The organism is Pseudomonas sp. A014, assembly GCF_052378495.1.
GTDB lineage: Bacteria > Pseudomonadota > Gammaproteobacteria > Pseudomonadales > Pseudomonadaceae > Aquipseudomonas > Aquipseudomonas machongensis.
The window spans coordinates 3,111,257-3,126,594 of record NZ_CP199001.1 but is presented as its reverse complement, the minus strand read 5'-3'; the positions used below and the strand labels follow the sequence as shown (position 1 = coordinate 3,126,594).

Genomic DNA, 15,338 nt, shown 5'->3' with positions numbered 1-15,338 from the left:
CTGTCAGGTAATCGGTGCCGGGTTGAACAGGGTGATGTCGTTGTGCAGCTTGTGCCGCTCGGCCCAGGTCTGCTTGCGGCCGCTGGCAACGTCGAGGTAGTAGTGGAACAGCTCCCAGCCCAGCTCTTCGATGCTTGCTCGGCCGCTGGCGATGCGCCCGGCATCGATGTCGATCAGGTCGGGCCAGCGCTGAGCCAGTTCGCTGCGGGTGCAGACCTTGACCACGGGGGCCATGGCCAGCCCGTAAGGTGTGCCGCGACCCGTGGTGAACACGTGCAGGTTCATGCCCGCTGCCAGTTGCAGGGTGCCGCAGACGAAGTCGCTGGCCGGCGTCGCGCAGAAGATCAGGCCTTTGCGTGCGACGCGCTCGCCTGGGCCGACCACGCCCTGGATCGCAGCGCTGCCGGACTTGACGATCGAGCCCAGGGACTTTTCGACGATGTTCGAGAGCCCGCCTTTCTTGTTGCCCGGCGTGGTGTTGGCGCTGCGGTCGGCTGCACCCTGTTGCAGGTAGCGGTCGTACCAGTCCATTTCGCGTACCAGCGCTTCGGCCACTTCCGGGGTTTCGGCGCGGGAGGTGAGCATGTAGATGGCATCGCGGACCTCGGTGACCTCCGAGAACATCACCGTGGCACCGGCGCGCACCAGCAGGTCGGCGGCATAGCCCAGCGCCGGGTTGGCGGTGATGCCGGAGAAAGCGTCGCTGCCGCCGCACTGCATGCCCAGAATCAGCTCACTGGCCGGCACCGTTTCGCGACGGCGCTGGTCGAGCTTCTTCAGGCGGGTTTCAGCCAGCTGCATGATCTGTTCGATCATCTCGACGAAACCCAGCGAAGCGTCCTGCAGGCGATACAGCCAGGGCTCGCTGAGGTCCACGGACGGGTCGTCTTCGTGCATCACCTGGCCGGCCTGCAGCTTTTCGCAACCCAGGCTGATGACCAGGGCTTCGCCGCCCAGGTTGGGGTTGCGCGCCAGGTTGCGCACGGTGCGGATGGGGATATAGGCGTCACGCGCATTGATCGCCACGCCACAGCCGTAGCTGTGGGTGAGGGCGACCACGTCGTCGACGTTGGGATACTTGGGCAGCAGCTCGTCGCGGATGCGTTTGACCGCGTGGTCGAGCACGCCGGTCACGCATTGCACGGTGGTGGTGATGCCGAGGATGTTGCGGGTACCGACGGTGCCGTCGGCGTTGCGATAGCCTTCGAAGGTAAAGCCTTCAAGAGGTGGCAGGGCCGCGGGCACTGCGTCGCAGCGCGGCAGGCTGTCGAGTTCGGGGGCGGCGGGCATCGATAACTGGGTTTCCTGAACCCAACTGCCCTGACGCAGGTCTTGCAGGGCATAACCGATGATCTGTCCATAGCGGCGTACAGGCTCGCCCTGGTGGATATCCACGGTGGCGACCTTGTGGCTTTGCGGCACGCCCTCGACCAGGGTCAGGCCATCGGCGAAGCGCGCACCTTCGCCCAGGCCACCGTCATTGACCACCACCACGACATTGTCGTCATCGTGCAGGCGGACGTAGCGGGGCGACTCGGAATGTTCGATCAACTGCATGGTCAGGCCCTTCTTGTCATTTCTTTCAGGCTTTTATCCGGTTACCGACGCCCGTTGCGGGGCGTCGGTGTGCTTCAGGTCACTGGCGCGAGCCGGCCAGTTCGGCGTTCGGCGCCGCTTGCGGCCCGGCTTCTTCCTTGAGCTCGATGCGCTTGATCGGGCCGACGATCACCAGGTAGCTGAATACCGCTACCAGCGCATTGGCGCCCACGTACACCAGCGCCCATTTGAACGAGCCGGTGGCGCTGATGATGTAGCCGATGACGATCGGCGTGGTGATCGACGCGATGTTGCCGAAGGTGTTGAACAGGCCACCCGAGAGCCCCGCGATCTGTTTGGGCGAGGTGTCGGCGACCACGGCCCAGCCCAGGGCGCCGATGCCTTTGCCGAAGAAGGCCAGGGTCATGAAGCCGACCACCATCCACTCGGCGTCGACGTAGTTGCAGAAGACCATGGTGGTCGACAGCAACAGGCCGCAGACGATTGGCAGCTTGCGCGAGAAGGTCAGCGAGTTGCCGCGGCGCAGCAGCCAGTCCGACAGCACCCCGCCCAGCACCCCACCGATGAAGCCGCAGATGGCCGGTAAGGAGGCGATGAAGCCGGCCTTGAGGATGGTCATGCCGCGCTCCTGCACCAGGTACACCGGGAACCAGGTCAGGAAGAAGTAGGTGATGGCGTTGATGCAGTACTGGCCCAGGTACACGCCCAGCAGCATGCGGCTGGTCAGCAGTTGCTTGATGTAGCCCCATTTCGGGCCGTCGTTGCCGCGCTTCTGGTCCATGTCCACCAGGCCGCCGTTCTGCTCGATGTGCTCGAGTTCGGCCTGGCTGATGCGTGGGTGCTGGCGAGGGTTGTAGATGGTCTTCATCCAGACCATCGAGAACAGGATGCCAAGGGCGCCCATGACCACGAACACATGCTCCCAGCCGAAGGTGAACACGATCCAGCCCATCAGCGGTGCGAACAGCGCGGTGGCGAAGTACTGCGCCGAGTTGAAGATCGCCGAAGCCGTGCCGCGTTCGGCGGTGGGGAACCAGGCCGCAACGATCCGGGCATTGCCCGGGAACGACGGGGCTTCGGCGAAACCGACCAGAAAGCGCAGGGTGAACAGGGTGACGACCGCCCAGGCCACCGGCAGGCCGCCGACGAAACCTTGCAGCAAGGTGAACAGCGACCAGGTGAAGATGCTGAATGCGTAGACGTTCTTTGAACCGAAGCGGTCGAGCAACCAGCCGCCGGGAATCTGCCCGGCCACGTAGGCCCAGCCGAAGGCGGAGAAGATGTAACCGAGGGTGACCGCGTCGATGCCCAGATCCTTCTGCAGGCTTGAACCGGCGATGGCGATGGTGGCGCGGTCGGCATAGTTGATCGTGGTCACCAGGAACAGCATGAACAGGATCAGGTAGCGTACATGCGTCTTTTTCGTCGCTTGCATGCTGGTGTTCTCCCACTATTTATTGTTGTGCGGGGCATTCGGATTGTGGGCCGGAGCGCGGTGGCACTCCGGCAGCGGCATTGGCAGGCCGCGGGGCTGCGCTTATTGCGGGCCCATCTTGTCCATCAGGGCGGCGAGCATTTCGTACTCTTCGCCGGTGAGGTCGGTCAGCGGGGTGCGTACCGGGCCTGCATCATAGCCAGCAAGCTTGGCGCCGGCCTTGACGATGCTCACGGCGTAACCGGCCTTGCGGTTGCGGATGTCCAGGTATGGCAGGAAGAAGTCATCGATCAACTTGCCGACCGTGGCGTGGTCGTCGCGGGCGATGGCGTTGTAGAAGTCCATTGCGGTCTTGGGGACGAAGTTGAACACGGCCGAGGAGTAGACCGGCACGCCCAGCGCCTTGTAAGCCGCAGCATACACCTCGGCGGTCGGCAGGCCACCCAGGTAGCTGAAGCGATCGCCCAGGCGGCGACGAATCGACACCATCAGCTCGATATCACCCAGGCCATCCTTGTAGCCGATCAGGTTCGGGCAGCGCTCAGCCAGTTTTTCGAGCTGCGCAGCGTTCAGGCGGCAGACGTTGCGGTTGTAGACCACCACACCGATCTTCACCGAATTGCACACGGCCTCAACGTGGGCGGCTACGCCGTCCTGGCTGGCTTCGGTGAGGTAGTGCGGCAGCAGCAGCAGACCTTTGGCACCCAGGCGCTCGGCTTCCTGGGCGTACTCGATGGCCTGGCGGGTAGCACCGCCCACGCCAGCCAGGATGGGTACGGAGGTGGCGCAGGTATCGACGGCGGTCTTGATCACCTGGCTGTATTCGCTGGCAGCGAGGGAGAAGAATTCACCGGTGCCACCGGCGGCGAACAGTGCGCTGGCACCATAGGGGGCCAGCCATTCCAGGCGCTTGATGTAGCCGGCGGGGTTGAAGTCGCCCTGGGCGTTGAAGTCGGTGACAGGGAACGACAGCAGGCCGTGGGAGAGGATGGATTTCAGTTCTTGTGGATTCATTGTTGTAGGCATCCTGTGGGCGCTTGGGTAAGAAGGTGTACCAAGGTGAGAGGTAAGTTATCGTACAACTTGTGCGATGACTAGCCCTGCCCGAGAAATTTTTGCAGCGATGCCTATCCGCTGGGCGCTGTCGCGGTGCGCGGCAGCTGCCGGCAGATCACCTGGAACCGCGCTTTTGTGGAAGCGGGCTCGTCCCGCGATAGCGCCGCAACAGCCAACCGAAGCGGCTGATCGTGCACTGCGGTCGATCAGTCATCGTATGTCTTCAGGGAAAAAAGATCGCGGAGACAGGCACAAGCCCGCCGCCCGCTTCCACGGGAGGTGTTCTGGGACCAGCAGAGGGTGGCCGGGGAAGCGGGGGCGACGTTGCGCCGCCCCGCGATCAAAGCTAACGAAGAGGGGTCAGGCCGCCTGGTGGCGCTTGCTGGCCTGGGACTTGCGGACCTGGGCGCGGCAGGCGTCGCCGAAGGCTTGGAACATCTTGATCGAATCCGGGTTCTTCGCCGCTTGCCACTCGGGGTGCCACTGCACCGCGAACAGGAAGGGCGAAATGCTCGGTGCATGAATGGCCTCGACCAGGCCATCTTCGGCGTGGGCGATCGGCTCGATGCCTTCACCCAGGTTGCGCAGGCCCTGACCGTGTAGCGAGTTCACGCGGATCTCGTCGGTGCCCAGGGTTTCGCGCAGCCAACTGCCGGGTTTGATCTTCACCCCGTGGGAGGCGGCGTACTGCACATCGACCGGGTCTTCAGGGTTTTCGCGATGGTCGTTGAAGCCTGGTTCGGCGTAGACCTTCTGGTAGATGTCACCACCCAGGGCCACGTTGATTTCCTGCATGCCGCGACAGATGCCGAAGATCGGCAGGCCGCGGGCGATGGCCAGTTGCACCAGGGGGATGTCGAACAGGTCGCGGTTCTTGTCCTGGGCCTTGCCGGGGGTTTCGTTCTCCTGGCCATAGAGAGCCGGATCGATATTGCTGCCGGCGCCGGTCAGGTAGATGCCGTCGGCCATGTCCAGGTACGCCTCGAGGGCGTCGGTGCCGCAGCAGGTAGGGACCAGGACCGGGATGCAGTCGGCGAAATCGACCAGGGGAGTGATGTATTTATGGGTCATGACCTGATAGTCGTGACCTTTGCGCTCTTGGCTGCCCATGGTCATCAGGACGATGGGCTTGCGCAGGGAGGGTTGCTTGTTGCCAATGTTGCTGTTGGACATATGTCACCTTGGGACAGGTTTTACCTGTCGTTGTTGTGCAGGTCCGCGGCCTTGGGCCCTTGATGCGTGACCTGTGGTCCCGAGCACTGCCGGCGCGGCTTGAAGGCTGCGGAACCGGTCGGGACATGCTTCATAGCTTGCCAGAGCCGTTTAATATGTCAAACGACTGACGCGTCGGCTTCATGGGGCAATTGGCCTGTTTTCGGGGGCTCTAACTGCTGCAAGCCTGAGCCGACAAGGCTTTGGCAGGGGAGTAGGTCAATAATATTTAACGATGCAGTCGGGTCTTTGCAGCGCTGCAATAAACCTGGCGTTTGCGGTGCTGGCCGGATTTGACAGCACACCCTCGCCGAGGGAAGAGTGGCAGGCAGTGCCCTGGGCCATCGCCATTCCAAATCCAATAAAGGGAGCTTCAGATGTCCGCACCGTCCACAGGTCCTGTCGTACGTGTTCCTCTTGCGCAGTTGCAGGAGCGGTTGCAGCAGATCTTCCAGCGTCATGGATGCAGCGAGGCAGTGGCGGCAGTGCTGGCCGCCAACTGCGCCAGCGCCCAGCGCGATGGTGCCCACAGTCATGGTGTGTTCCGCATGCCGGGTTATGTCTCGACCCTGGCCAGCGGCTGGGTCGATGGCGCTGCGGTGCCCGAGGTCACGGATGTCGCTCCAGGCTTCGTGCGGGTCGATGCCAGGGGCGGTTTCGCCCAGCCAGCCCTGGCGGCGGCACGCACGCTGTTGGTGGAGAAGGTGCGGCAGGCGGGTATTGCCGTGCTGGCTATCCATAACTCCCACCATTTCGCGGCGCTCTGGCCAGATGTGGAACCCTTTGCCGAAGAGGGCCTGGTTGCGTTGAGTGTGGTCAACAGCATGACCTGCGTGGTGCCCCACGGCGCGCGCAAACCGTTGTTCGGCACCAATCCCTTCGCCTTCGCGGCGCCATGCCAGGGGCTTGCCCCGATCGTCTTCGACATGGCCACCAGTGCCATGGCCCATGGCGATGTACAGATCGCTGCGCGCCAGGGTGAGCAATTGCCGCCAGGTGTCGGCGTCGATGCCGAAGGTGAGCCGACCACCGATCCCAAGGCGATTCTCGAAGGCGGCGCCTTGCTGCCGTTCGGTGGGCACAAGGGCTCGGCGCTGTCGATGATGGTCGAACTACTCGCGGCGGCGCTGACGGGCGGGCATTTTTCCTGGGAGTTCGACTGGTCGCAGCATCCAGGCGCCAAGACCCCCTGGACCGGGCAGTTGATCATCGTCATCGACCCGAGCAAGGCCGAAGGCGGGCGTTTTGCCGAGCGCAGTCGTGCATTGGTGGAGCAGATGCACACGGCGGGGTTGTCGCGCTTGCCGGGGGAGCGGCGGTTCAGGGAGCGGGCGGTTTCGCAGCGCGAAGGCGTGGCGGTTAGCGAGCAGGAGTGGCAAGGGCTCGAACGTTTGCTGGCGTCGGATCGACCGCTGTAGCGTACCCATCCTTGCGAGCATCAAGCTGGCGCGCTCCCACAGGGGGCACGCCAGCATTCAGACGCTTTGCTCTGCGCGTAGCCGCGCTAGAACTTCACATCCATCGCCACCTCGAAGGTGCGCGGCGCGCCCATGTAGTACTGCTGCCCATAAGCCTGCTTGGCATACACCTCATCGGTGAGGTTGCGTACGCGACCGGTGAGGGTGGTGTGTTGGTCCAGGCGATAGCGGGCGAAGGCGCCGAAGAGGGTGTAGGCGGGGGCCTTCAGGCTGTTGGCGTTGTCGGCGTAGACCGAGTCGACGTAGCGAGCATCCACGCCGGCCGACCAGTCTTGAGTGAAGGCATAGCTCAACCACAGGTTGGCGACGTTGGCCGGCACGTTGACCGGTGCATTGCCTTTGCGAGATACCGACACGCCGCCCACCGCTTCGTTGAATTCATCGTATCGGGCATCGACATAGGCGTAGTTGGCCTCGGCCAACAGCTTGGGCGTGACCTGCAGGCGCCCGGACAGCTCGATACCGCGCGAGGTCTGCTGGCCCGCCTGCACCGTCAGGTTGGGGTCGTTGGAGTCACGCACCGCGAAATCCTTGCGCACGATCTGGTAGACCGCCACGGTGGCGGCGCCGCGTCCGTCAAGGAAGTCGAACTTGCTGCCGGCCTCCCACTGCTCGCCCTTGGACAGGTCGAACAAGCCGACGTTGGAATAGGTCGCCGATGCCAGCGAACCGGCCGGCAGGTCGGCGGAGTTGCTGTACTGCAGATAGACACTGGCTGTCGGCGTCAGCTCGTAGGTCAGGCCGATGCGTCCGGACAGCGGCTCCCAGCGGCGCTCGAAGTAGGCCGGCGAGCTGGGGCTGACCGGGCCATAGTTGGTGACCTGCATGTCCAGGTAGTCGTAGCGCAGGGCCGTCAGCAGGGCCAGGCGGTCGGTCAGTTGCAGGCGGTTCTCGGCGAACAGCGCGCGATTGAGCACCTCGTTGCGTCGCTGTTTGGTCAGGCCGCGATTGACACCCGGAATGTCGTAGAAGCTGCCGGGGTCGAAGTGATCCGGATCGACCACGTCGCTGTAGCCGCCCGAGGTCGGGTACAGGGTCTGGTGCATGCTCGACCAGTCCAGCCCCAGCGACCACTGGCTGCTCAGCCCGAACAGGCTGTTGTCGTGGCGCAGCTCGACGCGATCGCCGATCACGCTCTGCTGGTGGCGCTGCAGGTAGGGGCTGGAGCGCACCACGTTGCCGGCGCTGTTGTAGCGGTAGCTTTCAAGATTGCGGTAATCACGCTGGGCATTGTAGTAGTAGAGGGTGTTCTGCACGCTGGTGCTGTCGCTCACCTGGTAATCGAGGATCGAGCGCAGCCAGCGCACTCGCTGCTCGTAGCGTCCGTCGGCGACATTGTAGTTCTCGAAGCGGCGGCTCTTGTCGATCTTCATGGTGCTGCGCCCCGGCAGGATGGGCGAACCCCAGTAGGGGCTGTCCTCTTTGTCCTCCTGGTACTCCAGGGCCAGGGTGTGGGTGAGGTTGGGCGAGAGGTCGCTGAGCAACGAGAAGGCCAGGCTGTCGGTGTTGCGCTGGTTGCGGTCAATGTAGCCATTGCCCTGGCTGTGGCTGAAGTCCAGGCGTGCGAAGTGACGGGCATCGGCGGGGTTCTCGGCCAGGGCCTGGTTGATGCCGAAGGCGACTTCCGAGTCGTCGTAGCTGCCATAGCGGATACGTCCGTCGAGGGTCTGTGCTTCGCGGCTGGCGAGCTTGGTGATGTAGTTGATCGAGCCACCCACGGCACCGGCGCCATGCAGAAACGACGACGGTCCGCCGATCAGCTCGACCCTATCCAGCACCCAGGCATCCACCGGACGGGTGGCGCTGCTGTAGCCCAGGTTGATGCCGTTGTAGAGCTGGGTCACCTGGTTCTGGGTGAAGCCACGGTAGGCGACGAAACCACCGTAGCCGGGGTTGGCCGAGGCGTTGACGCCGGTCATGGCGTTGATCACGTCTTGGCTGTCCTTGGCGTCACGCTGCTCGATCACCCGGCGGTCCGAGACGCTGACCGAAGCGGGTGTCTGCCGTGCGGTGAGGCCCAGGCGCGAGCCAGTACGGATTGGTTCGTCCAGTTGCACACCGGAGGGCGCCTGCTGTTCGGCGTCGATGGTGGTGGCGTCGAGTTGCACGGGGGCGACGTCGGCCCAGGCACAGGTGCAGGTGGTGCCCATCAGGAGCACCAGAGAAGTGTTGCGGATCATGTTGTAGTGATTCCACGCAAAGGTCATGGCTGACCCGCGGGCACGGGCGTGCCCGCCTGGGGTCAGGCGAGGGGCGCTGCTGCGGGGAAATCGGAAGGGGATGCGCGGGGCGGGATGGCGGGGCGCAGGTAGCGCGGCGGCGGCTGCGCCCAACTGCGCACGATGATCGGCGAGGGGGGCCCGCTGTGTGCTGCAGGGAATGACCACAGGCTGCCGGTCAGCGGCACGGCCAGCGCAAAGGAGGAGCACACCGGGCAATCGAGCTGGGCCATGTGCTGGTCGCTGCTGCTGTCGCCCAGGTCGATGGCCGGGCCTTTGCCGGTGCTGTCGAGGGCGCAGAAACCACCGTCCAGGCCCGACAGACGCAGGCCGCTCATCTGGCCGTGGTGCAGGCCACAGAGCAACAGGCTGAACAGAACGCTGGCATAGAGCGTCCAGGCGGTCAGCGAACGTGTCCGACGGGTGGTTTTCATGGCCGCGAATCTACCATTCGGATGGCGGGGAGGGTGGCGGTGTTGGTGTGGTCGATTGTCGCAGCGCCGTGGCGAATATCGCGGTGCCGTTTTCGCGGGTAAGCCTGCTTGAAGCACTCTACAGCCCCCCACGCAGCCCCTGGACCCATAAGCACCGAAACCGGGCTCAAGGCCGCTCCGTGGTTGTGCGCGGCGCCCTATCCCGGAGCGGCGACCGAAAAATTTCATCTTCGTTCATCTGCGGAGTTGGCCCGCAACCTGCTATATCAGTTCAGCAATTCAGACAAGCGGTCATTGCGTACCCCATCGTAGGTAAACGCGACAGATCAGCCAATATTTAGCCACACCACGGATTTCAGGGGCTGCAGGATGTCGTCCGCGCAACAATTCGAACAATCTGAAGGCGATAGCGGCTGGAGTGCTCACCTGCAATTGCGCTTCGTCAAGCGCGGGGACGTGACTCGCCTTGGTGCGCGCAAACATTACGGCCCTCTTTTGGTGCAGCGCCCGTTCTATCCTGAAGGCGCGCCGTGTCATGTCTACATCCTTCACCCACCCGGCGGCATCGTCGCAGGTGACCGGCTCGAACTCGATATCCATCTGGAGCCTGGCAGCCACGCGCTGCTGACCATGCCTGGCGCGAGCAAGTTCTACCGCAGCATCGGTCCGACCGCGCAGCTGGCGCAACGCTTCCACCTGGCGGCTGACAGCACGCTGGAATGGCTGCCTCACGACAGCATCTTCTTCGACGGCGCCCGGGCCCGGCTCGACAGCCGTTTCACCCTTGAACCCGGCGCTCGCCTGCTGGCCTGGGAAACCTTGTGCCTGGGCCGTCCGGTGATGAACGAGCACTTCGATCATGGCGCCCTCGACAGCCGACTGCAGGTCGAGCTGCCCCACGAGCCGGGGCTCCACGAGCGCCTGCGCGTAGAGGGCGGGCATCTGGAAAAACTCGGCGGTTATCCGCTGGTCGCGACCTTCTGCGCCGCACCTGCCGATACGCACCTGCTCGAGCAGGTACGCCAGGTGCTCGACGACGTGGACACTCCGGCTGGCGCGACTCTGCTCGGGCCGTTGCTGGTGATTCGCCTGCTCGATAACGACAACCAACATGTGCAACGCACCCTGCAGCGCCTCTGGCATCTGTTGCGCCCGGCCGTCCTGGGCCTGGCGCCGAGCCCGCCGCGCATCTGGGCCACCTGAGAGAGCCTCCCATGGAGCTGACCCCGAGAGAGAAAGACAAACTGCTGCTGTTCACGGCCGCGCTGGTCGCCGAGCGCCGCCTGGCCCGTGGATTGAAGCTCAACTACCCGGAAGCTGTGGCACTGATCAGCGCCGCAGTGATGGAGGGCGCGCGTGACGGTCGCACGGTCGCCGAACTGATGAGCCTGGGCCGCGAGGTGCTCAGCCGTGACCAGGTCATGGAGGGCGTGCCGGAACTGATCCCCGACGTCCAGGTGGAGGCGACCTTCCCCGATGGCACCAAGCTTGTGACGGTCCACGAGCCTATCGTCTGACGCTGCCCAGGAGGCATTCATGATTCCCGGAGAAATCCAGGTCGCCGCAGGCGACATCGAACTCAATGTCGGCCGTGAAACGGTCAGCGTCAGCGTTGCCAATCATGGCGACCGCCCGGTGCAGGTCGGCTCGCACTACCACTTCTACGAAGTCAACGATGCGCTGGTGTTCGAGCGCGAACCAGCTCGGGGTTTTCGCCTGGACATCCCCGCCGGCACCGCCGTGCGTTTCGAGCCTGGCCAGTCACGTACCGTGCAGTTGGTGGCCTACGCCGGCAAGCGTGAAGTGTATGGCTTCCAGGGCAAGGTGATGGGCGCGCTGGAGGGCAAGGCATGAGCCGTATTTCCCGTCGGGCCTATGCCGATATGTTCGGACCCACCGTCGGCGACCGCGTGCGCCTGGCCGATACGGCGCTGTGGGTCGAAGTCGAGAAGGACTTCACGATCTATGGCGAGGAGGTCAAGTTCGGTGGTGGCAAGGTCATTCGCGATGGCATGGGGCAGGGCCAGATGCTGGCCGCCGAAGCCGTGGACCTGGTGCTGACCAATGCGCTGATCATCGATCACTGGGGGATCGTCAAGGCCGACATCGGCGTGCGCGGGGGGCGTATCGTCGCCATCGGCAAGGCGGGCAACCCGGACATTCAACCCGGCGTCACCATTCCGGTTGGCGCAGCGACGGAAGTGATCGCCGCCGAGGGCAAGATCGTCACCGCAGGCGGCATCGACACACACATCCACTTCATCTCCCCGCAGCAGGTGGATGAAGCCCTGACCAGCGGCGTCACTACCTTCATCGGCGGCGGCACCGGTCCGGCGACCGGCAGCAACGCCACCACCTGTACGCCGGGGCCCTGGTACCTGGCGCGCATGCTCCAGGCTGCCGACAGCTTGCCGATCAACATCGGTTTTCTCGGCAAGGGCAACGTCTCCAAGCCCGAACCGCTGCGCGAGCAGATCGCCGCCGGTGCCATGGGCATGAAATTGCACGAAGACTGGGGTTCGACGCCGGCGGCCATCGATTGCTGCATGAGCGTGGCCGAAGAGATGGACATCCAGGTCGCGATCCACAGCGATACGCTCAACGAATCCGGCTGCATCGAGGACACCCTGGCAGCGATTGGCGATCGCACCATCCACACCTTCCATACCGAAGGGGCGGGCGGTGGTCATGCGCCGGACATCATTCGCGCGGCGGGGCAGGCCAACGTGCTGCCGTCCTCGACCAACCCGACGTTGCCCTACACCATCAACACCGTGGATGAGCACCTGGACATGCTCATGGTCTGCCACCACCTGGACCCGAGCATTGCCGAAGACGTGGCCTTTGCCGAGTCGCGTATCCGCCGTGAGACCATCGCCGCCGAGGACATCCTCCACGACATGGGCGCGTTCTCCATGACGTCGTCCGACTCCCAGGCCATGGGTCGGGTCGGCGAAGTGGTGCTGCGGACCTGGCAGGTGGCCCACCAGATGAAGGTGCGTCGTGGGCCCCTGGCGCCGGACGGCAGCTACAGCGACAACTTCCGGGTCAAGCGCTACATCGCCAAATACACCATCAATCCGGCGCTGAGCCATGGCATCGCGCACGAGGTCGGTTCGGTGGAGGTAGGCAAGCTGGCCGACCTGGTGGTCTGGTCGCCAGCGTTCTTCGGTGTCAAGCCGTCGGCGGTGATCAAGGCCGGCCTGATCGTCACGGCGCCCATGGGCGATATCAACGGCTCGATCCCGACCCCGCAGCCGGTGCACTACCGCCCGATGTACGCAAGCTTCGGTGCAGCTCGCCACGCCACGCGCATGACTTTCCTGCCCCAGGCCGCCATGGACCGTGGGTTGGCCGAGGAGCTCGGGCTGCGCAGCCTGATCGGGGTCACCCGCGGCTGTCGCCGGGTGCGCAAGGCCGACATGGTGCACAACGGCCTGCAGCCGTTGATCGAGGTCGATGCCCAGACTTACCAGGTGCGCGCCGATGGCGAGTTGCTGGTGTGCGAACCGGCCAGCGAACTGCCGCTGGCCCAGCGTTATTTCCTGTTCTGAAGGAGCAAGCATGATTGTCCTGACCCGCCGTGTCGCCGAGGCTGCCTCGGTCACCGGTACTGTCACCCTGGATGTGGACAGCCGAATCAAGAGCCGCCTGCGCGTGACCCTCGACGATGGCCGCGAAGCCGGCCTGATGCTCGAGCGCGGCCATCTGCTGCGCGGTGGCGAACTGCTCGCCGATGCCGACGGCCAGCATCTGGTGCAGGTGCTGGCGGCACCGGAGCGTGTGTCCACGGTGCGCTGCGCCGATCCGTTGTCGCTGGCGCGTGCGGCCTATCACCTGGGCAATCGCCATGTGCCGTTGCAGATCGAGGCCGGCTTTTTGCGCTACCAGCATGATCATGTGCTGGACGAAATGGTGCGCGGCCTGGGCCTTGAGGTACTGATCGAGCAGGCGCCGTTCGAGCCGGAGGCGGGCGCCTACCAGAGCGCCCCTCACGGCCACGCCCACGATCATCCGTTCGTTCGCCTGTAATCCTTCCGAATTGCTTTGGAGCACACGATGAAAAAAGCCCTTGCCCTGGCGTTACTGATGATTGCCTTGCCAGCCTTCGCCCACCCCGGCCACGACAACAACCCGCTGCAGGATGGCCTGCTGCACCCGCTGACAGGCCTGGACCACCTGCTCATGCTGCTGGGTACCGGCGTATTGGCCGCGCTGACCCGACGCAACCTGAGCTTGCCCCTGGCCACGCTCTCGGCGATGTTCGGCGGTGCGGTGCTGGGGCATCTGTTCGGTGACCTGGTGGGTATCGAAACCATGATCTCCATCTCGCTGGTGGTGGCCGCCTGCGCCATGCTGCTGCCTAATCGCCAGGTGCTGCTGGCCCTCGCCATGCCGGTGTTCGCCCTGTTCCATGGCTGGGCCCACGGCGTGGAAGCGACGCCCAGCGCGTTCTGGCTGTTCAGCGCTGGCTTCGTCACCGTCAGTGCGCTGCTGCTGGTGGTCGGATTCGGCGTAGGCTGCCTGCTGCGCCGCCACAGCAAGCTGCAGAAGCTGTTCGGTGGTGGCTTGCTGGCCGGCGCCGCGTTCGTGCTGGCCGGCTGATGAGCAGCGACCTGGCGCTGTTGCGTCTGCTGCAACTGGCGAGCCCGGGCCTGCCGGTGGGTGGTTTCACCTACTCGCAAGGTCTGGAGTGGGCCGTCGAGGCCGGTTGGGTGCGTGACACGGCCGGCTTTTGTGCCTGGCAGCGCGAGCAGTTGCACGACACCTTGGGCTGTCTCGACTGGCCGTTGCTGGCGCGCCTCTACCGCGCATGCCAGGACGATGATGCCGAGGCCTTCGCACGCTGGACCCAGTTTCTGCTGGCCAACCGCGAGACGGCCGAGCTGCGGCTTGAAGAGCGCCAGCGGGGCAGCGCCCTGGCGCGGCTGCTCGATGGCTGGCAACTGGCCCAGGCGCCGGCCTGGCGTGAGAGCATCGAGCTATCCCAGCTCGGTGGCATGGCCTGGCTGGGCGCGCACTGGTCGATCCCGCTGCGCGACTTGGCCCTCGGCCATGGCTTCGCCTGGCTTGAAGGCGCCGTCATGGCTGGGGTCAAGCTGGTGCCTTTCGGCCAGCAGGCGGCCCAGACATTGCTGCGCGACTTGGGCGCCGAGTTGCCCGCCGTGCTCGACCAGGCCCTGACCCTTGGCGATGACGAGCTGGGCGGTGGCCTGCCGCTGCTGGCCATCGCCTCGTCACGACACGAAACCCAATACACCCGTTTGTTCCGTTCCTGAGGACTGCCAACATGCAAAGCTATCAGCAACCCCTGCGCGTCGGTGTCGGCGGCCCGGTCGGCTCCGGCAAGACCGCGCTGCTCGAGGCCCTGTGCAAGGCCATGCGTGATCATTACCACATCGCCGTGGTGACCAACGATATCTACACCAAGGAGGACCAGCGCATCCTCACCGAGGCCGGGGCCTTGGAGCCTGAGCGTATCGTTGGCGTGGAGACCGGCGGCTGCCCGCACACCGCGATTCGCGAAGACGCCTCGATGAACCTGGCGGCGGTGGAAGCGCTGGCGCGCAAGTTCGGTAACCTGGAGGTGATCTTCGTCGAGAGTGGTGGCGATAACCTGAGCGCGACTTTCAGCCCGGAACTGGCCGACCTGACCATCTACGTGATCGACGTGGCCGAAGGCGAGAAGATCCCGCGCAAGGGCGGGCCGGGCATCACCAAGTCGGACTTCCTGGTGATCAACAAGACCGACCTTGCACCTTATGTCGGTGCTTCGCTGGAAGTGATGGAGCGCGACACCAACCGCATGCGCCCCGAGCGACCCTGGACGTTCAGCAACCTGAAGAAGGGTGACGGGTTGCAGGCGGTGATCGATTTCATCGTCGATCGCGGGATGCTGGGGGTGAGGGGGTAAGCCTTCTCTGAGCTTGACTCAGTCACTGTGGCG

At 64.5% G+C, this 15,338-nt stretch carries 15 protein-coding genes; 9 read left to right on the top strand and 6 right to left on the bottom strand.

Annotation, left to right across the window (positions count from 1 at the left end; translation table 11 throughout):
- Nucleotides 1-3: 3 nt before the first annotated feature.
- The 4 genes from garD to ACTYOL_RS14160 form a co-directional block, all read right to left on the bottom strand.
- The gene (gene garD / locus ACTYOL_RS14175; protein WP_125930023.1) at nucleotides 4-1,557 is read right to left on the bottom strand and encodes a galactarate dehydratase; all 1,554 of its coding nucleotides are present in this window, start codon (nucleotides 1,555-1,557) and stop codon (nucleotides 4-6) included.
- A gap of 79 nt (nucleotides 1,558-1,636) precedes the next feature.
- Nucleotides 1,637-2,992, bottom strand: coding sequence for an MFS transporter (locus ACTYOL_RS14170; RefSeq protein WP_197890756.1), 1,356 nt, complete (start codon nucleotides 2,990-2,992; stop codon nucleotides 1,637-1,639).
- A gap of 102 nt (nucleotides 2,993-3,094) precedes the next feature.
- Entirely contained in the window at nucleotides 3,095-4,006 is a 912-nt protein-coding gene (kdgD, locus tag ACTYOL_RS14165) for a 5-dehydro-4-deoxyglucarate dehydratase (protein WP_054890769.1), read from the bottom strand.
- 402 nt (nucleotides 4,007-4,408) lie between these two features.
- Nucleotides 4,409-5,221 (bottom strand): gamma-glutamyl-gamma-aminobutyrate hydrolase family protein, encoded by an 813-nt coding sequence (locus ACTYOL_RS14160; protein ID WP_153773767.1) that lies wholly within the window; start codon nucleotides 5,219-5,221, stop codon nucleotides 4,409-4,411.
- 416 nt (nucleotides 5,222-5,637) lie between these two features.
- Here ACTYOL_RS14160 and ACTYOL_RS14155 point away from each other — a divergent pair, with 416 nt between their 5' ends.
- Nucleotides 5,638-6,678: an Ldh family oxidoreductase gene (locus ACTYOL_RS14155; RefSeq protein ID WP_444756460.1), complete on the top strand. Its 1,041-nt coding sequence runs from the start codon at nucleotides 5,638-5,640 to the stop codon at nucleotides 6,676-6,678.
- An 86-nt stretch (nucleotides 6,679-6,764) separates the two neighbouring features.
- On the opposite strand, the gene ACTYOL_RS14150 is transcribed toward ACTYOL_RS14155, so the two are convergent.
- The gene (locus ACTYOL_RS14150; RefSeq protein ID WP_444756459.1) at nucleotides 6,765-8,918 is read right to left on the bottom strand and encodes a TonB-dependent receptor; all 2,154 of its coding nucleotides are present in this window, start codon (nucleotides 8,916-8,918) and stop codon (nucleotides 6,765-6,767) included.
- A 62-nt stretch (nucleotides 8,919-8,980) separates the two neighbouring features.
- Entirely contained in the window at nucleotides 8,981-9,391 is a 411-nt protein-coding gene (locus tag ACTYOL_RS14145; RefSeq protein ID WP_323452779.1) for a DUF2946 domain-containing protein, read from the bottom strand.
- A 369-nt stretch (nucleotides 9,392-9,760) separates the two neighbouring features.
- On the opposite strand from ACTYOL_RS14145, the gene ACTYOL_RS14140 reads away from it, so the two are divergent.
- The 8 genes from ACTYOL_RS14140 to ureG are packed head-to-tail and all read left to right on the top strand — an operon-like array spanning nucleotide 9,761 to nucleotide 15,305.
- The gene (locus ACTYOL_RS14140; protein ID WP_151924570.1) at nucleotides 9,761-10,594 is read left to right on the top strand and encodes an urease accessory protein UreD; all 834 of its coding nucleotides are present in this window, start codon (nucleotides 9,761-9,763) and stop codon (nucleotides 10,592-10,594) included.
- An 11-nt stretch (nucleotides 10,595-10,605) separates the two neighbouring features.
- On the top strand, nucleotides 10,606-10,908 hold the full coding sequence (locus ACTYOL_RS14135) for an urease subunit gamma (RefSeq protein WP_054890764.1): 303 nt from the start codon (nucleotides 10,606-10,608) through the stop codon (nucleotides 10,906-10,908).
- A gap of 19 nt (nucleotides 10,909-10,927) precedes the next feature.
- Nucleotides 10,928-11,245 (top strand): urease subunit beta, encoded by a 318-nt coding sequence (locus ACTYOL_RS14130; RefSeq protein WP_054890763.1) that lies wholly within the window; start codon nucleotides 10,928-10,930, stop codon nucleotides 11,243-11,245.
- Nucleotides 11,242-12,945, top strand: coding sequence for an urease subunit alpha (gene ureC / locus ACTYOL_RS14125; protein WP_153773762.1), 1,704 nt, complete (start codon nucleotides 11,242-11,244; stop codon nucleotides 12,943-12,945). Before ACTYOL_RS14130 ends, ureC begins: the two co-directional genes overlap by 4 nt.
- 10 nt (nucleotides 12,946-12,955) lie before the next feature.
- Entirely contained in the window at nucleotides 12,956-13,423 is a 468-nt protein-coding gene (gene ureE / locus ACTYOL_RS14120) for an urease accessory protein UreE (protein WP_153773761.1), read from the top strand.
- A 27-nt stretch (nucleotides 13,424-13,450) separates the two neighbouring features.
- A complete protein-coding gene (locus ACTYOL_RS14115; protein WP_444756458.1) occupies nucleotides 13,451-13,996 on the top strand; it encodes a HupE/UreJ family protein in 546 nt (181 codons plus the stop codon).
- Entirely contained in the window at nucleotides 13,996-14,670 is a 675-nt protein-coding gene (locus ACTYOL_RS14110; RefSeq protein WP_054890759.1) for an urease accessory protein UreF, read from the top strand. The genes ACTYOL_RS14115 and ACTYOL_RS14110 overlap by 1 nt, the downstream gene beginning before the upstream one ends.
- Nucleotides 14,671-14,681: 11 nt before the next feature.
- The gene (gene ureG, locus ACTYOL_RS14105) at nucleotides 14,682-15,305 is read left to right on the top strand and encodes an urease accessory protein UreG (RefSeq protein ID WP_054890758.1); all 624 of its coding nucleotides are present in this window, start codon (nucleotides 14,682-14,684) and stop codon (nucleotides 15,303-15,305) included.
- Nucleotides 15,306-15,338: the final 33 nt, after the last annotated feature.